General features: G+C 70.3%; 15 protein-coding genes and 1 pseudogene. 12 read left to right on the top strand and 4 right to left on the bottom strand.

What is annotated here, in order from left to right:
- Nucleotides 1-7: 7 nt before the first annotated feature.
- Together ABZ386_RS28190 and ABZ386_RS28195 are read right to left on the bottom strand one after the other, a co-directional pair.
- A complete protein-coding gene (locus tag ABZ386_RS28190; protein ID WP_351341730.1) occupies nucleotides 8-1165 on the bottom strand; it encodes an acyl-CoA dehydrogenase family protein in 1158 nt (385 codons plus the stop codon).
- Between the two features lie 474 nt (nucleotides 1166-1639).
- A complete protein-coding gene (locus tag ABZ386_RS28195; RefSeq protein WP_351341733.1) occupies nucleotides 1640-1990 on the bottom strand; it encodes a hypothetical protein in 351 nt (116 codons plus the stop codon).
- A gap of 59 nt (nucleotides 1991-2049) precedes the next feature.
- Between ABZ386_RS28195 and ABZ386_RS28200 the strand changes: the two are divergent.
- Nucleotides 2050-2157, top strand: a pseudogene (locus tag ABZ386_RS28200) (nucleotidyltransferase family protein); the annotation flags it as partial.
- A gap of 50 nt (nucleotides 2158-2207) precedes the next feature.
- Here the strand turns inward: ABZ386_RS28200 and ABZ386_RS28205 are convergent.
- Entirely contained in the window at nucleotides 2208-2648 is a 441-nt protein-coding gene (locus ABZ386_RS28205; protein WP_351341736.1) for a DUF6086 family protein, read from the bottom strand.
- A 103-nt stretch (nucleotides 2649-2751) separates the two neighbouring features.
- Entirely contained in the window at nucleotides 2752-3348 is a 597-nt protein-coding gene (locus ABZ386_RS28210) for a TetR/AcrR family transcriptional regulator (RefSeq protein WP_114252830.1), read from the bottom strand.
- Nucleotides 3349-3434: 86 nt separating this feature from the next.
- On the opposite strand from ABZ386_RS28210, the gene ABZ386_RS28215 reads away from it, so the two are divergent.
- From ABZ386_RS28215 to ABZ386_RS28265, 11 genes are all read left to right on the top strand, one after another.
- Nucleotides 3435-5051 (top strand): carboxyl transferase domain-containing protein, encoded by a 1617-nt coding sequence (locus tag ABZ386_RS28215; protein WP_356616295.1) that lies wholly within the window; start codon nucleotides 3435-3437, stop codon nucleotides 5049-5051.
- Between the two features lie 14 nt (nucleotides 5052-5065).
- Nucleotides 5066-6982, top strand: a complete 1917-nt coding sequence (locus tag ABZ386_RS28220) for an acetyl/propionyl/methylcrotonyl-CoA carboxylase subunit alpha (RefSeq protein WP_358966374.1) — start codon at nucleotides 5066-5068, stop codon at nucleotides 6980-6982.
- Nucleotides 6979-7929, top strand: coding sequence for a hydroxymethylglutaryl-CoA lyase (locus ABZ386_RS28225; RefSeq protein ID WP_358966377.1), 951 nt, complete (start codon nucleotides 6979-6981; stop codon nucleotides 7927-7929). The genes ABZ386_RS28220 and ABZ386_RS28225 overlap by 4 nt, the downstream gene beginning before the upstream one ends.
- A gap of 5 nt (nucleotides 7930-7934) precedes the next feature.
- Complete coding sequence (locus ABZ386_RS28230) at nucleotides 7935-9095, top strand: acyl-CoA dehydrogenase family protein (RefSeq protein WP_351341748.1); 1161 nt, start codon at nucleotides 7935-7937, stop codon at nucleotides 9093-9095.
- 172 nt (nucleotides 9096-9267) lie between these two features.
- Nucleotides 9268-11271 (top strand): glycosyltransferase family 2 protein, encoded by a 2004-nt coding sequence (locus tag ABZ386_RS28235; protein ID WP_358966380.1) that lies wholly within the window; start codon nucleotides 9268-9270, stop codon nucleotides 11269-11271.
- 182 nt (nucleotides 11272-11453) lie between these two features.
- Nucleotides 11454-12497 (top strand): ABC transporter substrate-binding protein, encoded by a 1044-nt coding sequence (locus ABZ386_RS28240; RefSeq protein ID WP_351341754.1) that lies wholly within the window; start codon nucleotides 11454-11456, stop codon nucleotides 12495-12497.
- Nucleotides 12498-12622: 125 nt separating this feature from the next.
- A complete protein-coding gene (locus ABZ386_RS28245; RefSeq protein ID WP_358966383.1) occupies nucleotides 12623-13474 on the top strand; it encodes a siderophore-interacting protein in 852 nt (283 codons plus the stop codon).
- A gap of 156 nt (nucleotides 13475-13630) precedes the next feature.
- Nucleotides 13631-15073, top strand: a complete 1443-nt coding sequence (gene desA / locus ABZ386_RS28250; protein WP_356616301.1) for a lysine decarboxylase DesA — start codon at nucleotides 13631-13633, stop codon at nucleotides 15071-15073.
- Nucleotides 15057-16334 (top strand): lysine N(6)-hydroxylase/L-ornithine N(5)-oxygenase family protein, encoded by a 1278-nt coding sequence (locus ABZ386_RS28255; RefSeq protein WP_358966387.1) that lies wholly within the window; start codon nucleotides 15057-15059, stop codon nucleotides 16332-16334. Before desA ends, ABZ386_RS28255 begins: the two co-directional genes overlap by 17 nt.
- Entirely contained in the window at nucleotides 16331-16861 is a 531-nt protein-coding gene (locus ABZ386_RS28260) for a GNAT family N-acetyltransferase (RefSeq protein WP_356670062.1), read from the top strand. Before ABZ386_RS28255 ends, ABZ386_RS28260 begins: the two co-directional genes overlap by 4 nt.
- A complete protein-coding gene (locus ABZ386_RS28265; protein ID WP_358966390.1) occupies nucleotides 16858-18630 on the top strand; it encodes an IucA/IucC family siderophore biosynthesis protein in 1773 nt (590 codons plus the stop codon). The genes ABZ386_RS28260 and ABZ386_RS28265 overlap by 4 nt, the downstream gene beginning before the upstream one ends.
- Nucleotides 18631-18767 lie beyond the last annotated feature (137 nt).

The following is an 18767-nucleotide window of genomic DNA, read 5'->3' on the forward strand; positions in this document are numbered from 1 at the left end:
GGCCGGCTTACAGCCCCATGTCCTTCGCGATGATCGACTTCATGATCTCGCTGGTGCCGCCGTAGATGCGGTTGACGCGGTTGTCCGCGTACAGGCGGGCGATCGGGTACTCGTTCATGTAGCCGTAGCCGCCGTGCAGCTGGAGGCAGCGGTCGATGACGCGGTGGGCGACCTCGGTGCAGAACAGCTTCGCGGAGGCGGCCTCGGCGGGGGTCAGCTCACCGGCGTCGAGGGCCTCGGTCGCGCGGTCCGCGACGGCCTCGGCGGCGTCCACCTCGGCCTGGCAGGCGGCCAGCTCGAACTTGGTGTTCTGGAAGTGCGCGACCGGCTTGCCGAAGACCGTGCGCTCCTGCACGTACTGCTTGGCGAACCGGACGGCGGCCTTGGCCTGCGCGTAGGCGCCGAAGGCGATGCCCCAGCGCTCGGAGGCCAGGTTGTGGCCGAGGTAGTAGAAGCCCTTGTTCTCCTCGCCGAGGAGGTCCTCGACGGGCACCTTGACGTCGACGAACGCCAGCTCGGCGGTGTCGGAGGTCTTCAGGCCGAGCTTGTCGAGCTTGCGGCCGACGGAGTAGCCCTCGGACTTGGTGTCGACGGCGAAGAGGGAGATGCCGTGGCGGCGGTCCTCGGCGGTGGGCGGGGAGGTGCGGGCGCAGACGATCACGCGGTCGGCGTGCACGCCGCCGGTGATGAACGTCTTGGCGCCGTTGAGGACGTAGTGCGTGCCGTCCTCGCTCAGCTTGGCGGTGGACTTCATGCCCGCGAGGTCGGAACCGGTGCCCGGCTCCGTCATCGCGATGGCCCACATCTCCTCGCCGGTGACGAACTTCGGCAGGTACCGCTTCTTCTGCTCGTCCGTCGCCAGCATCTTGATGTAGGGCAGGGCGAGCAGCACGTGCACGCCGGAGCCGCCGAACTGGACGCCGGCGCGAGCGGTCTCCTCGTACAGCACGGCCTCGAACTTGTGGCTGTCCAGGCCGGCGCCGCCGAACTCCTCCGGCACGTTGATGCCGAAGATGCCCAGCTCGCCGAGCTTGTAGTAGAAGTCGCGGGGCGCCTGGCCCGCCGCGAACCACTCGTCGTACACGGGCACGACCTCGGCCTCGATGAAGGCGCGAAGGGTCTCCCGGAACGCCTCGTGATCCTCATTGAACACCGTACGGCGCACGCCGCCACCTCCACGGACCTCAGCTGTCTAAGCGCTTGCTCAGACCAAGGTACCGGTGAGTAGCGAGGAGCGTCCAGGGTGGGGGTGGGGTAATGCTCGTCACGGTGGCCGACTTGTGTCGGGTGGGCCGTCGGGCGGTGCGGTCGGAGACCCCAAGGCCCACCGTCCCGGCCGTTGCGCGTTCGTCTCGGGCGGGGCGGCGAAGCCCCGCGCGGCCAGCAGCGGGCGGATCTCCCCGATCGCCCGGCGCCCGGCTGCTGCTTGCCCTTTCCGCCCCGTCGATCGTGCAGCGCGGACCCACAGCGCGCCGTCCACGGAGCGGCCGACTCCTCGATCAAACCGCCGAGATGTGCACCGGGAGATGCCCGTGAAAGCAGGAGGGGACAAGGCCGCACAATCCTTCGTCGTCACACCTGCTGCCGCGAGAGTTCAGCGTTTCGCTGCGCCGCAGACGGTTCGGCCCAAGGGCAGGGCTCACAGCCACCGCTTGGCTGCCTCGACGCTGTCACCACCGCTGGTGTTGAACGCGATGGCGGCCCCCGGTGCATGCCTTCGGACCAGGTTCACGACCTGCTCGAAGAACACCAGAAGAGGCTCCGGTTTGCGTATCCCACCGCCGATGACGACCACGTCCCAGTCCCGTTCAGACAGTGCTGCCACCACCATGGACTCGGCTGATTCATCCGGCGCGATCAGTGCCATGGAAGCGTCGATGGCATGTTCGCCGAAACGGGCCAGTTCCTTGTCCAGGACCGCACGCATGGCGTCCCCGTCCATGCCAGGCACTGCGTGCGGGTCAAAACCGAGAACGAGAACGGAAGGCATGCCCTGTACGACGATCAGCCGCCCCTGCCCGTTCCCGACGGCGGCGCTGCTTGAGACAGCGCGTCTAGGCACCGCATGGGCTTGCCGACGTGTTCAATCTCGTCGTCCGGCCCAATCCAGTGCTTGCTCCGCGTGAGGTGTACGAGACCAAAACCGCGCGAGGCCGGCGCGGGTGGAAGACGCCTGTACGGCGTTGTGGCTCGACCAGCCGCTCCGGTCAGCGGGGCATGCGGCGATCCAGCTCGCGTGCTTTCTCGCGCAGTCCTGCCGCCCAAGATCCGCCTTCCGCCGGGGCGGACATCCCCGTGACGGCCGAGACCTGCACGTCTTCGAGCGGGCCGTCCGGGGCGGCGCCGAGCTGTGCCCAGTCCATCTCGATTCCGGCGCGCTCGGCAAGGGCCAGCACAGTGGCGGTGAAGCCGTCGGAGAGGGCCAGCACGATGGCGTGGCTCGCCCTTCGGTGGTACGCCAGCAGGGCGTTGACGAAGGCCTCGAAGGTGACCACGTCGATCTGGCACTCGTCGTTCTCCATGGGGCCGATACCCGACGAGAGTCCCAGTTCCGCCTCGAAAACCGCTACTTGCCGCCGGAACAAGCGGGAGGCCCCGTTGGACGGGTTCCACAAGGTCTCGTCGCCCATGTCGAAGTACTGGCTCATCGCGGCCCCTTCAGCCGATCACGGCAGGCCAGCGTACCCAGCGGGATCACCGGCGTCGCCGGAGTTACGCCCCGGCCAGACGGCGGTCGCGGACACCGTTCGCTCAGCCCCCCGCCGCCGCGAACGCCCCCCGAGCCATCCGATGCAGCAACTCCGCCGTGGCCCCCCGCCCGGGCAACGACCCGGCCCGCCCCAGATGCGGCGTGGAGTTCAGCAAGCCGAACACCGAGTGCACGGCAGACCGCGCCGCCGGCTCCCCCAGCCCCGGGTACACCTCCCGCACCACCCCCACCCACAGCTCCACGTACTGCCGCTGCAGCTGCCGCACCATCTTCCGGTCGCTGTCCCGGAGGCGATCCAGCTCCCGGTCGTGCAGGGTGATCAGAGGCCGGTCGTCGAGCGCGAAGTCGATATGTCCCTCGATCAGCGAGTCGAGGACCGCCTCCGCCCCCGCACCCCCGTCCGCCTCCGCGACCCTCCGCTTCGCCCCGGTCAGCAGCTGCCCGCTGATCCCCACCAGCAGCTCCGCGAGCATCGCGTCCTTGCCCGCGAAGTGCCGGTACAGCCCGGGCCCGCTGATCCCGACCGCGGCACCTATCTCGTCGACTCCGACCCCGTGGAAGCCCCGCTCGGCGAAGAGCCGGGCGGCCTCCTTGAGGATCTGCTCGCGTCGGGTGGGGGCGTCGGTTCTCGTGGCCATGAAAGTAATTCTAGACAGGGAGGTTAGCGGTCGTTAACCTGAAGGAAATGCGTTAACGCTCATTAACAAGGTGAGGGGACCGCAGGATGCACGAGGCACCGGAGCTCACGAGCGCGGCAGACCCCGCGTCGGAGGCCTTTCGGGCCAACGAGGAGGCGCACCGCACCCTCGTGGGGGAGCTGCGCGCCAAGCTGGCCGCGGCCGCACAGGGCGGCGGCGAGAAGGCCCGCGCCCGCCACACGGCGCGCGGCAAGCTGCTCCCCCGCGACCGCGTCGACACCCTCCTCGACCCCGGCTCACCCTTCCTGGAGCTGGCCCCGCTCGCGGCCGACGGGATGTACGAGGGCCAGGCCCCGGCCGCCGGTGTCATCGCCGGCATCGGCCGGGTCAGCGGCCGCGAGGCGGTGATCATCGCCAACGACGCCACGGTCAAGGGCGGCACGTATTACCCGATGACGGTCAAGAAGCACCTCCGCGCCCAGGAGGTCGCCCTCGACAACCGCCTCCCCTGCGTCTACCTGGTGGACTCCGGCGGCGCCTTCCTGCCCATGCAGGACGAGGTCTTCCCGGACCGCGACCACTTCGGCCGGATCTTCTACAACCAGGCCCGCATGTCCGGCGCCGGCATCCCCCAGATCGCCGCGGTCCTCGGCTCGTGCACGGCCGGCGGGGCGTACGTCCCGGCGATGAGCGACGAGGCGGTGATCGTCCGCAACCAGGGCACGATCTTCCTCGGCGGCCCGCCCCTGGTGAAGGCGGCCACCGGCGAGGTCGTCACGGCCGAGGAGCTGGGCGGCGGCGAGGTCCACTCCCGCGTCTCGGGCGTCACGGACCACCTCGCGGAGAACGACGCCCACGCCCTGCGCATCGTGCGCACGATCGTCTCCACGCTCCCCGCCCGGGGCGCCCTCCCCTGGGAGGTCACGGAGCCCGTCGAGCCCAAGGTCGACCCCCACGGCCTCTACGGCGCGGTCCCGGTCGACTCCCGCACCCCGTACGACGTGCGCGAGATCATCGCCCGGGTCGTCGACGGCTCCCGCTTCGCGGAGTTCAAGTCCGAGTTCGGCCAGACCCTGGTCACCGGCTTCGCCCGGATCCACGGGCATCCGGTGGGCATCGTCGCCAACAACGGCATCCTGTTCGCCGAGTCCGCCCAGAAGGGCGCCCACTTCATCGAGCTGTGCGACCAGCGCGGCATCCCGCTGGTCTTCCTGCAGAACATCTCGGGCTTCATGGTCGGCAAGGACTACGAGGCGGGCGGCATCGCCAAGCACGGCGCCAAGATGGTCACGGCCGTGGCCTGCACCCGCGTACCGAAGCTCACGGTCGTGGTCGGCGGCTCGTACGGCGCGGGCAACTACTCCATGTGCGGCAGGGCGTACTCCCCCCGCTTCCTGTGGATGTGGCCGAACGCCAAGATCTCGGTCATGGGCGGCGAGCAGGCCGCCTCGGTCCTCGCCACGGTCAAGCGCGACCAGCTGGAGGCCCGCGGCGAGTCCTGGCCCGCGGAGGAGGAGGACGCCTTCAAGGCCCCGATCCGCGCCCAGTACGAGCGCCAGGGCAGCGCCTACTACGCGACGGCCCGCCTCTGGGACGACGGTGTGATCGACCCACTGGACACCCGCCAGGTCCTGGGCCTGGCCCTGACCGCGTGCGCCAACGCGCCCCTGGGTGACCCCCAGTTCGGCGTCTTCCGGATGTGAGGGGACGGACGACGATGTTCGAGACAGTGCTGGTGGCCAACCGGGGCGAGATCGCCGTACGCGTCATCCGGACGCTGCGGTCGATGGGCGTACGCTCGGTGGCCGTCTTCTCCGACGCGGACGCCGACGCCCGGCACGTCCGCGAGGCGGACACGGCGGTGCGGATCGGCCCGGCCCCGGCGTCCGAGAGCTACCTGTCGGCGGAGCGCCTGCTGGAGGCGGCGGCCCGCACGGGCGCGCAGGCGGTCCACCCGGGCTACGGCTTCCTCGCCGAGAACGCCGCCTTCGCGCGCGCCTGCGCCGAGGCCGGCCTGGTCTTCATCGGCCCTCCGGCGGACGCGATCGCCCTGATGGGCGACAAGATCCGCGCCAAGGAGACGGTCCGGGAAGCCGGGGTGCCGGTGGTGCCCGGCGGCCGGGACCCGGACCTGGCCGAGGCGGCCCGCGAGCTGGGCGCGCCCGTGCTCCTGAAGCCCAGCGCGGGCGGCGGCGGCAAGGGCATGCGCCTGGTCCGGGACCTGACCCGCCTGGAGGACGAGATCGCCTCGGCCCGCCGCGAGGCCCGCGCCTCCTTCGGCGACGACACGCTCCTCGTGGAGCGCTGGATCGACCGGCCCCGCCACATCGAGATCCAGGTCCTGGCCGACGGCCACGGCAACGTGGTCCACCTGGGCGAGCGCGAGTGCTCCCTGCAGCGCCGCCACCAGAAGATCATCGAGGAGGCGCCGAGCGTCCTGCTCGACGAGGAGACGCGTGCCGCGATGGGCGAGGCGGCGGTCCAGGCGGCCCGCTCCTGCGGCTACCGGGGCGCGGGCACGGTGGAGTTCATCGTCCCGGGCAACGACCCGTCGTCGTACTACTTCATGGAGATGAACACCCGCCTCCAGGTGGAGCACCCGGTCACGGAACTGGTCACGGGCCTGGACCTGGTCGAGTGGCAGCTGCGCGTCGCGGCCGACGAGCCCCTCGGCTTCACCCAGGAGGACGTACGCCTGACCGGGCACGCCGTGGAGGCCCGCATCTGCGCCGAGGACCCGGCCCGCGGCTTCCTCCCCTCCGGCGGCACGGTCCTCAGGCTCCGCGAACCGCAGGGCGACGGCGTGCGCACCGACTCGGGCCTCACCGAGGGCACCGAGGTCGGCAGCCTCTACGACCCGATGCTCTCCAAGGTCATCGCCTACGGCCCCGACCGGGCGACGGCCCTGCGCAAGCTCCGCGCGGCCCTGGCGGAGACGGTCACGCTGGGCGTGCAGACCAACGCCGGCTTCCTGCGCCGCCTGCTCGCCCACCCGGCGGTGGTCTCCGGCGACATGGACACCGGCCTGGTCGAGCGCGAGGTGGAGAGCCTGGTCCCGACGGACGTCCCCGAGGAGGTCTACGAGGCGGCGGCGGCCGTCCGTCTGGAGGCCCTGAGGCCCGAGCCGGGCGGCTGGACGGACCCGTTCTCGGTGCCGAGCGGCTGGCGCCTGGGCGGCGCCCGGAAGCCACCCGCCTTCCACCTGAAGGTGCAGGACCCCCTGGAGTACACCCCGCGCGGCACGGCCACGGTCACCGACGACCGGGTCGCGGTGACCCTGGACGGCGTCCGGCACACCTTCCACCGTGCCGCCGACTGGCTCGGCCGCGACGGCGACGCCTGGCACGCCCGCGACCACGACCCGGTCGCCGCGTCCCTGACCCGGGCGGGGCAGGCGGGCGCCGACTCCCTCACCGCGCCCATGCCCGGCACGGTGACGGTGGTCAAGGTCGCCGTCGGCGACGAGGTGAGCGCCGGTCAGAGCCTGCTGGTGGTGGAGGCGATGAAGATGGAGCACGTCATCTCCGCCCCGCACGCCGGCAAGGTCACCGAGCTGGACGTGGCGCCCGGCAGCACGGTCGCCATGGACCAGGTCCTGGCGGTCATCGCACCGAACGAGGAGGCGGCGGAATGACAGTCCCAGGGCTCCCGATGGCCGTCCCGGCCGGGAACCTCCCCACCCGGGTCCGCATCCACGAGGTGGGCGCGCGCGACGGCCTGCAGAACGAGCAGGCGACGGTCCCCACGGAGGTCAAGGCGGAGTTCATCCGCCGCCTGGCCGACGCCGGCCTGACGACGATCGAGGCGACGAGCTTCGTCCACCCCAAGTGGGTCCCCCAACTGGCCGACGCGGAGCAGCTGTTCCCGCTCGTGGGCGACCTCCCGGTGGCGCTCCCGGTCCTCGTCCCGAACGAGCGGGGCCTGGACCGCGCCCTGGCGCTCGGCGCCCGCCGGGTCGCGGTCTTCGCCAGCGCCACGGAGTCCTTCGCCAAGGCCAACCTCAACCGCACGGTGGACGAGGCCCTGGCGATGTTCGAGCCGGTGGTGGCCCGGGCGAAGGCGGACGACGTGCACGTCCGCGGGTATCTCTCCATGTGCTTCGGCGACCCCTGGGAGGGCCCGGTCCCGATCCCCCAGGTGGTGAAGGTCTGCCGGGCCCTGATGGACCTGGGCTGCGACGAACTGAGCCTGGGCGACACGATCGGCGTGGCGACCCCGGGCCACGTGGTGGCGCTCCTCGCGGCCCTCGACGAGGCGGGGATCCCCCCGTCCGCCCTCGGCGTCCACTTCCACGACACCTACGGCCAGGCCCTCGCCAACACGCTGACCGCCCTCCAGCAGGGCGTGACGACGGTCGACGCCTCGGCGGGCGGCCTGGGCGGCTGCCCCTACGCGAAGTCGGCGACCGGGAACCTCGCCACCGAAGACCTCGTGTGGATGCTGCGGGGCCTCGGCATCGACACCGGCATCGACCTCGGCCGCCTCGTCGCCACGAGCACGTGGATGGCCGCCCACCTGGGCCGACCCAGCCCGTCCCGCACCGTCCGAGCCCTGTCCCACGAGGACACCGAGGAGCACTGATCACCATGGACTACCGTCTCTCCCCCGAGCTGGAGGAACTCCGCCGCACGGTCGAGGAGTTCGCACACGAGGTGGTGGCGCCGAAGATCGGCGACTTCTACGAGCGGCACGAGTTCCCGTACGAGATCGTCCGGGAGATGGGCCGCATGGGCCTGTTCGGCCTGCCGTTCCCCGAGGAGTACGGCGGCATGGGCGGCGACTACCTGGCCCTCGGCGTGGCCCTGGAGGAACTGGCGCGGGTGGACTCCTCGGTCGCCATCACGCTCGAAGCCGGCGTCTCCCTCGGCGCGATGCCCATCTACCGCTACGGCACGGAAGACCAGAAGCGGGAGTGGCTCCCCCGCCTCTGCTCCGGCGAGGTCCTGGGCGCGTTCGGTCTGACGGAACCGGACGGCGGCAGCGACGCGGGCGCGACGCGCACGACGGCCCGCCTGGACGCGTCGACGAACGAGTGGGTCATCAACGGCACGAAGTGCTTCATCACCAACTCGGGCACGGACATCACGGGCCTGGTCACGGTCACGGCGGTCACCGGCCGCACCCCCGACGGCAAGCCCCAGATCTCCTCGATCATCGTCCCGTCCGGCACGCCCGGCTTCACGGTCGCGGCCCCCTACTCGAAGGTCGGCTGGAACGCCTCGGACACCCGCGAGCTGTCCTTCACGGACGTCCGTGTCCCGGCGGCGAACCTCCTGGGCGAGGAGGGCCGCGGCTACGCCCAGTTCCTGCGCATCCTCGACGAGGGCCGCATCGCGATCGCCGCCCTGGCGACGGGCCTCGCCCAGGGCTGCGTCGACGAGTCGGTCAAGTACGCCAAGGAACGGCACGCCTTCGGCAAGCCGATCGCCGCGAACCAGGCGATCCAGTTCAAGATCGCCGACATGGAGATGAAGGCCCACACGGCCCGCCTGGCCTGGCGCGACGCGGCGGCCCGCCTGGTCGCCGGTGAACCCTTCAAGAAGGAGGCGGCCCTGGCCAAGCTCCACTCCTCCACCATCGCCGTCGACAACGCCCGGGAAGCCACCCAGATCCACGGCGGCTACGGCTTCATGAACGAGTACCCGGTCGCCCGCATGTGGCGCGACTCCAAGATCCTGGAGATCGGCGAGGGCACGAGCGAGGTCCAGCGGATGCTGATCGCCCGGGAGTTGGGGCTCGTGGGCTGACAACCGGCCGAAAGGCGCTCCGAGCCGACACTTCCTCAGATCTTCACTTCGTGGCCACGCCTACCTCATGGTACCTTCACGGCACAAATGGCACTTTCCCCTGCGCCGATTGACCACCGGCGCATGCTGACCAAGCCGGACGAGGGGGCGTGCCTCGTTTCTCCGGGGGAGCATGACGTTGGCCGGCCCTGCCGTTTCCGTGGTGATCGCTGCTTACAACGCGATGCCGTATCTCACGCGTTGCGTCCTATCCGTCGCCGAGCAGAGCATCGGCCGGGACGCGGTGGAAATCCTCGCCGTCGACGACGGTTCGACCGACGGGACGGGCGAGGAACTCGACCGGCTCGCGCGGGAGTACCCGGGGCTGCTGCGCGTCTTCCACCAGGCGAATTCCGGGGGCCCCTCGGCGCCCCGGAACACGGGGCTCGACCACGCCCGGGGCAGGTTCGTCTTCTTCCTCGACGCCGACGACTACCTGGGCCCCGAGGCCCTGGAACGCATGGTCGCCATGGCCGAGGAGAACGGCACCGACATCGTGCTCGGCAAGATGGTGGGGGTCGGCGGACGCGGGGCGCCCACCTCGATGTTCCGGCGCAACCAGCCGCGCACCGACGTCTTCTCGTCCCGGGTGTACTGGACCCTCAACCCCATGAAGCTGTTCCGCCGCGAGCTTCTGGAGCGGCTGGAACTGCGCTTCCCGACGGACCTGAAAATCGGCGAGGACCAGCTTTTCGTCGGCCCGGCCTATCTGCACGCGGACGGCATATCCGTACTCGCCGACTACGACTGCCTGTTCTGGGTCGAGCGCGAGGACAGCGGCAACATCACGCTGCGGACGGGCGGCACCGAACCCCGTCTGCGCTTCCTGCCGCGCGTCGTCGACCTGCTCCTGGAGCAGGTGCCGCCCGGCCCCGGCCGCGACCACCTGGCCCACCGCCATCTGACCGTCGAGGTGCGGCAGCTCCTCGACCACCTGGTGCACGAGCCCCGCCCCGAGCAGGAGAAGGCCCTGGCCCGGCTCGCCGAGGTCATCGCCCCGCTGTGGCACGAGGGGCTGGACGACCAGTTGTCGGCGATGGCCCGGCTGCGGCTGCACCTCGTCCGCCACACCATGCTGGACGAGCTGCTCGAACTGGTCCGCTTCGAGCGCGAGCTGGGCAGAAGCGGCGTCGCCACCCCCGTCCTCGTCGACCAGGGCCGCGCCTACGCCCGCTACCCCTACCTGCGCGACCCGTCCCGCGCCATCCCCGACTCCTGCTACGACGTCACCCGCCAGCTCGGGGTGCGCCACCGCGTCACCCGGGCCGAACTGCGCGGAACCGTGCTGTACCTCGCCGGGCACGGCTACCTGCACCGGGTGGCCACCGACGACGTCTCCACCGAACTCGTGCTGCGCGAACGGGACAGCGGCCAGGAGCACCGGCTGCCCGTCACCCCCACCGAGACGCCCGGACTCGGCGAGGCGGAGGACAAGGGCCGGTACCGCTACGAGAGGGCCGGTTTCGAAGCGTCCGTCGACATCACGACCGCCGGTGGCGGATCACCCCTCCCCGACGGGCTCTGGGACGTCTCCCTGGCGATCGGCGCCCAGGGCATCTCCCGCGAGGTGCGCATCGGCAGCAAACGGGACGCAGGGGTCTCCGGGGCGGCGGCGACCCACATCGTGCGCCACGGCGAGGAGACCCGCGCGGTCACGCTCTACACCACCAGACCGCACGGCAACTTCACGCTCGACATCGGCGAACGCAAGCACAAGGTGCTGCCGCAGCTGAGCCTGCGCGACCCGCGGTGGGCCCCGGGCGCGGCCACGGAGCTGGAGTTCGCCGGCCGGTGCACCCTCGCCTCCTTCCCGGACGGCGCTCTCGCCGTCCACCTGGAGGACGGCCGGGGCGGCACCGCCGTCTTCCCGGCCCGCCCGGCCTCGCAGTCCGGTGGCGACTTCGTCGTACGGGTGCCGGTGACCGGGTTGCCGGCCGGGCTGTGGCGGGGCCGACTACGGCTCGGATCCTGGGCCTTGGAGCTGCCGCCGCTCCCCGCGAGCCTCGCCCCCGCCGGCTGGCGCCGCCGCGGCCTCCCCTGGTACGCGAAGCCCGTCCGGGACGGGCAGGCGGGGTTCGCACTGCGGGTGGCCCGTACGGACCTGGTCCGGGCCGTGAAGCGCCGCCTCATGTCATAGGCGGGGCCGCACTCGTGATTCGGATCACTGCTACCTAGGGCATCCCCGCCCGCTACCCCGGGCACGGATACCAGGGCCCCCCTGGACAAGATCTGAGGTTAGGCTAACCTAAGCTTGATTCCAGCCAAGTGGCCATCAGCCGCGCCCGCAGTGGCTCCGTACGTACGAAAGCAGACCCACCCATGTCGAACGCCAGAACCGCCCGCTTCTCCCGCCGCGGCCTCCTCGCCGCCGGTGGCGCACTCGGACTCGGCGCCCTCGTGACCGCGTGCGGCAGCGAGGACTCCAAGGACGGCGGCTCGGAATCGACGGCGTCCGCCAAGTCCGGTCCGTGGTCCTTCAAGGACGACCGCGGCAAGACCGTCCAGCTCGACAAGGTACCCGCGAACATCGTCGCCTTCACCGGTGTCGCCGCCGCCCTGTACGACTACGGCGTCTCCGTCAAGGGCGTCTTCGGCCCCACCAAGACGCAGGCCGGCAAGCCCGACGTCCAGGCCGGCGACATGGACATCAGCAAGGTGACCATCCTCGGCAACACCTGGGACCAGTTCAACGTCGAGAAGTACGCCGCCCTCGCCCCCGACGTGCTGATCACCACGATGTTCGACTCGGCCGGCACCCTCTGGTACGTCCCCGAGGCCTCGAAGGACAAGATCGCCAAGCTCGCCCCGAGCGTCGGCATCTCCGTCTACGACCGTCAGCTCACCGCCCCGCTGCAGCGCATGTGGGAGCTGGCCGAGTCCCTCGGCGGCGACATGAAGGCCGCGAAGGTCACCGACGCCAAGAAGCGGTTCGAGGAGGCCTCCGAGCGTCTCCGCAAGGCCGCCAAGGCCCACCCCGACATCAAGGTGATGGCCGGCTCCGCGAGCCAGGAGCTCTTCTACGTCTCCGGCACCAACCTCTCCGTCGACCTGGAGTACTTCAAGGCCCTCGGCGTGAACTTCGTCGAACCGCCGGAGAAGGCCAAGGCGCAGGGCGGCGGCTGGTTCGAGAGCCTGAGCTGGGAGAACGTCGACAAGTACCCGGCGGACATCATCATGATGGACGACCGGTCCTCGACGATCCAGCCGGCGGACATCACCGAGGCGACCTGGAAGAAGCTGCCCGCGGTCAAGGCCGGGCAGGTCATCGCGCGTTCGCCCGAGCCGATCCTGTCCTACGACAAGTGCGTGCCGTTGGTGGAGAACCTGGCGAAGGCCATCGAGAACGCGAAGAAGGTCAGCTAGGCGTTCGGCGCCGTGGGGGCGTGCCGGGGTCTGCGGCTGCGGGCCCGCCGTGGCTGCTCGCGCAGTTCCCCGCGCCCCTGAAGGGCGAGCCCCCCACCCCCTGACGACGACTCAGGAGTACATCCATGACCACCGCCGTAGCCGCCCCGTTCCGTTTCTTCTCGCTGCAGGTCGTGCGGACGAGGCTGCTCGGGCCGTCTCTGGTCCGGGTCACCTTCGGCGGGCCCGACCTGCACGCCTTCCACTCCGACGGGCGCGACCAGTCGCTGTCCCTGTTCCTGCCGCACCCGGGGCAGCCCGAGCCGGTCGTTCCGCTCGAGCTGGGTGACGGGTGGTGGCAGGGCTGGCGTGAACTGCCGGACGACGTACGGGCCGTGATGCGGTCGTACACGCTGCGCGCGCTGCGCCGCGACCCGGACGAGATCGACATCGACTTCGCCCTGCACGGCATCGAGCCGGGCTCCGCCGTCCAGGCCGGGCCCGCCTCCCGCTGGGCGGCCCGGGCCGCCGCCGGGGACCGGGTGCTGCTGCTCGGCCCGGCCGTCGCCGACAACCGGGCGATCCGCTTCCGGCCGCCGGAGGACACCGACCTGGTGGTCGTCTGGGGCGACGAGACCGCCGTACCGGCCGCCTCGGCCATCGTCGAGTCGCTGCCGGCCGGCACCCGCGCCCGGGTCTGGCTGGAGGTGCCCCACGCCGGGGACGTCCAGGACCTGGTGACGGAGGCCGACGCCGAGATCACCTGGCTCGTGCGGGAGAAGGACCGCGAGGGGTCCCCCATGGCCCTCGACGCCCTCCGCGACGCCCAACTCCCGGTCGCCGAGCGGCCGTACGTCTGGATCGCCGGCGAGTCCGGCTGCGTGAAGGAGCTGCGCCGGCACTTCGTGCGCGAGCGCGGGATCGACCGGCGGCGGGTCACGTTCGTCGGCTACTGGCGCCGTGGCGTGACCGAGGAGCAGCTGCGGGCCGAGGGATAGCCCCGCGGACCCGACCCCACACGACCCAAGTGATCTGAGTGACCACAGTCACGGCAGGGGCTGACCTCCCCTCGATCAACTTAGGTTAGGCTTACCTAAGTTAGATCGGGCTCGCCCCTGTCCCGCACCGGACTGTCCCCACCGGAGGACCCCCACATGCGCTCGCACCTGCTCAACGACACCACCGCGGAGCAGTACCGCCGCTCCGTGACCGAAGGAGTCGAGCGGGTGGCCGCCAAAATCGCCGCCACCGACCGGCCGTTCACCGGCGTCAGCGTCGACGCCCTCGCTCCCCGCGTCGACGAGATCGACCTCGACCAGCCACTGCACGACACCGCCGCGGTGCTCGACGAACTGGAGGAGGTCTACCTCCGGGACGCGATCTACTTCCACCACCCGCGCTACCTGGCCCACCTCAACTGCCCGGTCGTCATCCCGGCCGTGCTGGGCGAGGCCGTCCTGTCCGCCGTGAACTCCTCCCTGGACACCTGGGACCAGTCCGCCGGCGGCACGCTCATCGAGCGGAAACTGATCGACTGGACGACGGCCCGCATCGGCCTCGGCGAGAACGCCGACGGCGTGTTCACCTCCGGCGGCACCCAGTCCAACCTCCAGGCGCTGCTGCTCGCCCGCGAGGAGGCCAAGACCAACACGCTCGCCAAACTGCGCATCTTCGCCTCCGAGGTCAGCCACTTCAGCGTGAAGAAGTCCGCGAAGCTCCTCGGGCTCGGCCAGGACGCCGTGGTCTCCATACCCGTCGACCACGACAAGCGCATGCAGACCGTCGCCCTCGCCCGCGAGCTGGAGCGCTGCACGGCGGACGGCCTCGTCCCCATGGCCGTCGTCGCCACCGCCGGCACCACCGACTTCGGCTCCATCGACCCGCTGCCCGAGATCGCCGAGCTGTGCGAGCAGTTCACCACCTGGATGCACGTCGACGCCGCCTACGGCTGCGGCCTGCTCGCCTCCCTGAAGCACCGCGACCGCATCGACGGCATCGAGCGCGCCGACTCGGTCACCGTCGACTACCACAAGTCCTTCTTCCAGCCGGTCAGTTCCTCGGCCGTGCTGGTACGGGACGCCACGACGCTGCGCCACGCCACCTACCACGCCGAGTACCTCAACCCGCGCCGCATGGCGCAGGAACGTATCCCCAACCAGGTGGACAAGTCCCTGCAGACCACCCGCCGCTTCGACGCCCTCAAGCTGTGGATGACGCTGCGGACCATGGGCGCCGACGGCATCGGGCAGCTCTTCGACGAGGTGTGCGAACTGGCCCAGGAGGGCTGGAAGCTGCTCGCCGCCGACCCGCGCTTCGACGTCGTCGTCGAGCCGAGCCTGTCCACCCTCGTCTTCCGCTACATCCCGGCCGCAGTCACCGACCCGGCCGAGATCGACCGCGCCAACCTCTACGCCCGCAAGGCCCTGTTCGCCTCCGGTGACGCCATCGTCGCGGGCACCAAGGTCGGCGGTCGCCACTACCTGAAGTTCACCCTGCTCAACCCCGAGACGCAGGCGTCCGACATCGCCGCCGTCCTCGACCTGATCGCCGGCCACGCCGAGCAGTACCTGGGAGAATCCCTTGACCGCGCGTCCTGACACCCCGACCGGAACCCATGACTTCGTGGGCATCGGGCTCGGCCCCTTCAACCTCGGCCTGGCCTGCCTGACCGAGCCCATCGCCGAACTCGACGGCGTCTTCCTGGAGTCGAAGCCCGACTTCGAGTGGCACGCGGGGATGTTCCTCGACGGCGCCCACCTCCAGACGCCGTTCATGTCGGACCTGGTCACCCTCGCCGACCCGACATCGCCGTACTCCTTCCTGAACTACCTGAAGGAGAAGGGCCGACTGTACTCGTTCTACATCCGCGAGAACTTCTACCCGCTGCGGGTCGAGTACGACGACTACTGCCGCTGGGCCGCGAACAAGCTGAGCAGCATCCGCTTCAGCACGACGGTGACGGAGGTGACCTACGAGGACGACGTCTACGTCGTGCGCACCGAGGCCGGGGACGTGTTCCGCGCCCGTCACCTGGTCCTCGGCACCGGCACCCCGCCCCACATCCCCGAGGCCTGCCAGGGCCTGGGCGGCGACTTCATCCACAACTCCCGTTACCTCCGGCACAAGGAGGAGCTGCAGAAGAAGGACTCGATCACGCTGGTCGGCTCGGGCCAGTCGGCGGCCGAGATCTACTACGACCTGCTCAGCGAGATCGACGTCCACGGCTACCGCCTGAACTGGGTCACCCGCTCCCCGCGCTTCTTCCCGCTGGAGTACACCAAGCTCACGCTGGAGATGACGTCCCCCGAGTACGTCGACTACTTCCGCGAGCTGCCCGAGGCCACCCGCTACCGCCTCACGGCCGAGCAGAAGAGCCTGTTCAAGGGCATTGACGGCGACCTGATCAACGAGATCTTCGACCTGCTCTACCAGAAGAACCTCGGCGGCCCGGTCCCGACGCGGCTGCTCACCAACTCCGCGCTGACCGCGGCCTCGTACGAGAACGGCACGTACACCCTGTCCTTCCGCCAGGAGGAGCAGGAGAAGGACTTCGAGCTGACCTCCGAGGGCCTGATCCTGGCCACGGGCTACCGCTACGCCGAGCCGGAGTTCCTCGAGCCGGTCCGCGACCGCCTGCGCTACGACTCCCGGGGCAACTTCGACGTGGGGCGCAACTACGCCATCGACGTCACCGGCCGGGGGATCTTCCTGCAGAACGCCGGCGTCCACACCCACAGCATCACCAGCCCCGACCTGGGCATGGGCCCCTACCGGAACGCGTACATCATCCGCGAGCTGCTCGGCTCCGAGTACTACCCGGTGGAGAAGACGATCGCGTTCCAGGAGTTCGCCGTATGACCTTCACGTTCCGCCCCCTCGACCCGCTGAAGGACGCCGAGCTCCTGCACTCCTGGGTCACCCACCCCAAGGCCGCCTTCTGGATGATGCAGGACGCGAAACTGGAGGACGTCGAGCGCGCCTACATGGAGATCGCGGCCGACGAGCACCACCACGCCGAGCTCGGCCTCCAGGACGGTGTCCCCGCCTTCCTGATGGAGAAGTACGACCCGGCCCACCGCGAACTGGTCGGCCTGTACGAGCCGCAGCCGGGCGACATCGGCATGCACTTCCTCACCCCGCCGACCGACCGGCCCGTGCGCGGCTTCACCCGGTCCGTCATAACCGCCGTGATGGAGCACCTCTTCGAGGACCCGGCGGTGGAACGTGTCGTCGTCGAGCCCGACGTGGACAACAAGGCCGTCCACGCCCTGAACGAGGCCGTCGGGTTCGTACCCGAGCGCGAGATCCAGAAGCCGGAGAAGCGCGCGCTGCTCAGCTTCTGCACGCGCGCACAGTTCCTGGCCGCCCGAGGAGTTGCCGTATGACCCTGTCCGACGCCGTAGCGCATCTGTCCCCCCACCGCTGGGCGCGGGCCAACCGCCTCCTGATCCGCAAGGCGCTCGCCGAGTTCGCGCACGAGCGCCTCATCACACCGGAGGCCACCGGCGAGGGCACGTACGTCGTCCGCAGTGACGACGGCCTGACCCGGTACACCTTCGCGGCGACGGTCCGCGCCCTCGACCACTGGCAGGTCGACGCCGAGTCGATCACCCGCCACCGGGACGGCGCCGAACTCCCGCTCGCCGCCCTGGACTTCTTCATCGAGCTGCAGAAGTCCCTGGGCCTGAGCGACAGCATCCTGCCGGTCTACCTGGAGGAGATCTCCTCCACCCTCTCCGGCACCTGCTACAAGCTCACCAAGCCGAAGACCACGGCGGCCGAGCTGGCCCGCGCCGACTTCCAGACCATCGAGACCTCGATGACCGAGGGCCACCCCTGCTTCGTCGCCAACAACGGCCGGCTCGGCTTCGGCATCCACGAGTACCTGTCGTACGCCCCGGAGACGGCGAGCCCGGTCCGCCTGGTGTGGCTGGCCGCGCACCGGTCGCGGGCCGCGTTCACGGCCGGCGTCGGCATCGAGTACGAGTCGTTCCTGCGCGAGGAACTGGGCGCGGAGACGGTCGAGCGCTTCCACGCCGTCCTGCGCGACCAGGACCTCGACCCCGCCGACTACCTGCTCATCCCCGTCCACCCCTGGCAGTGGTGGAACAAGCTCACGGTCACCTTCGCGGCCGAGGTCGCCCGGAAACACCTGGTGTGCCTGGGCGAGGGCGACGACGAATACCTCGCCCAGCAGTCCATCCGCACCTTCTTCAACAGGACCAGCCCCGAGAAGCACTACGTGAAGACGGCCCTGTCCGTCATCAACATGGGCTTCATGCGCGGCCTGTCGGCGGCCTACATGGAGGCCACCCCGGCGATCAACGACTGGCTGGCCCAGCTCATCGAGGGCGACCCGGTGCTGAAGTCCACGGGCCTGTCGATCATCCGCGAGCGGGCCGCCGTCGGCTACCGGCACCTGGAGTACGAGCAGGCGACGGACCGCTACTCGCCGTACCGCAAGATGCTCGCCGCGCTGTGGCGGGAGAGCCCGGTGCCGTCCCTCCAGGAGGGCGAGCAGCTGGCCACCATGGCCTCGCTGGTCCACGTCGACGACCAGGGCGCCTCCGTCGCGGGCGCGCTGATCGAGCGGTCGGGCCTCGCCCCCACCGAGTGGCTGCGCCGCTACCTCCAGGCGTACTTCACCCCGCTGCTGCACAGCTTCTACGCCTACGACCTGGTCTTCATGCCGCACGGCGAGAACGTCATCCTCGTGCTGAAGGACGGGGTGGTGCAGCGGGCGATCTACAAGGACATCGCCGAGGAGATCGCGGTCATGGACCCGGACGCGGTGCTGCCGCCGACGGTCGAGCGGCTGCGCGTGGAGGTCCCGGAGGACAAGAAACTCCTGTCGATCTTCACGGACGTCTTCGACTGCTTCTTCCGTTTCCTCGCGGCGAACCTCGCCACCGAGGGGATCCTGGAGGAGGACGACTTCTGGCGCACGGTCGCGGAGGTCACCCGCGCCTACCAGGAGTCGACGCCCGAACTGGCCGACAAGTTCAAGCAGTACGACATGTTCACCCCCGAGTTCGCCCTCTCCTGCCTCAACCGCCTCCAGCTCCGCAACAACGAGCAGATGGTCGACCTCGCGGACCCGTCCGGCGCCCTCCAGCTGGTGGGCAACCTGAAGAACCCGATCGCGGAGTTCTGACCCCCAAACAGACGGGCACCCCGGAGTACGGTCCTCCGGGGTGCCCGTCATGTGGCTTTGTTCTTCAGGGCGCGGCTGAGGCTCCTGGAGGGCGACAGCGTCGCCGATCACTCTGATGGGTGACGCTGATCGAAGAC

The sequence above is a fragment of the Streptomyces sp. NPDC006140 genome, assembly GCF_040628815.1.
Taxonomy (GTDB): Bacteria; Actinomycetota; Actinomycetes; order Streptomycetales; family Streptomycetaceae; genus Streptomyces.

What these genes read in the sequence shown, in the direction of transcription:
- ABZ386_RS28205 (WP_351341736.1), bottom strand. Translation starts at nt 2,648, where the DNA reads ATGAGCCAGTACTTCGACATGGGCGACGAGACCTTGTGGAACCCGTCC.
- ABZ386_RS28245 (WP_358966383.1), top strand. Translation starts at nt 12,623, where the DNA reads ATGACCACCGCCGTAGCCGCCCCGTTCCGTTTCTTCTCGCTGCAGGTC.
- ABZ386_RS28195 (WP_351341733.1), bottom strand. Translation starts at nt 1,990, where the DNA reads ATGCCTTCCGTTCTCGTTCTCGGTTTTGACCCGCACGCAGTGCCTGGC.
- ABZ386_RS28225 (WP_358966377.1), top strand. Translation starts at nt 6,979, where the DNA reads ATGACAGTCCCAGGGCTCCCGATGGCCGTCCCGGCCGGGAACCTCCCC.
- ABZ386_RS28215 (WP_356616295.1), top strand. Translation starts at nt 3,435, where the DNA reads ATGCACGAGGCACCGGAGCTCACGAGCGCGGCAGACCCCGCGTCGGAG.
- ABZ386_RS28220 (WP_358966374.1), top strand. Translation starts at nt 5,066, where the DNA reads ATGTTCGAGACAGTGCTGGTGGCCAACCGGGGCGAGATCGCCGTACGC.
- ABZ386_RS28235 (WP_358966380.1), top strand. Translation starts at nt 9,268, where the DNA reads ATGACGTTGGCCGGCCCTGCCGTTTCCGTGGTGATCGCTGCTTACAAC.
- ABZ386_RS28265 (WP_358966390.1), top strand. Translation starts at nt 16,858, where the DNA reads ATGACCCTGTCCGACGCCGTAGCGCATCTGTCCCCCCACCGCTGGGCG.
- desA (WP_356616301.1), top strand. Translation starts at nt 13,631, where the DNA reads ATGCGCTCGCACCTGCTCAACGACACCACCGCGGAGCAGTACCGCCGC.
- ABZ386_RS28240 (WP_351341754.1), top strand. Translation starts at nt 11,454, where the DNA reads ATGTCGAACGCCAGAACCGCCCGCTTCTCCCGCCGCGGCCTCCTCGCC.
- ABZ386_RS28210 (WP_114252830.1), bottom strand. Translation starts at nt 3,348, where the DNA reads ATGGCCACGAGAACCGACGCCCCCACCCGACGCGAGCAGATCCTCAAG.
- ABZ386_RS28260 (WP_356670062.1), top strand. Translation starts at nt 16,331, where the DNA reads ATGACCTTCACGTTCCGCCCCCTCGACCCGCTGAAGGACGCCGAGCTC.
- ABZ386_RS28230 (WP_351341748.1), top strand. Translation starts at nt 7,935, where the DNA reads ATGGACTACCGTCTCTCCCCCGAGCTGGAGGAACTCCGCCGCACGGTC.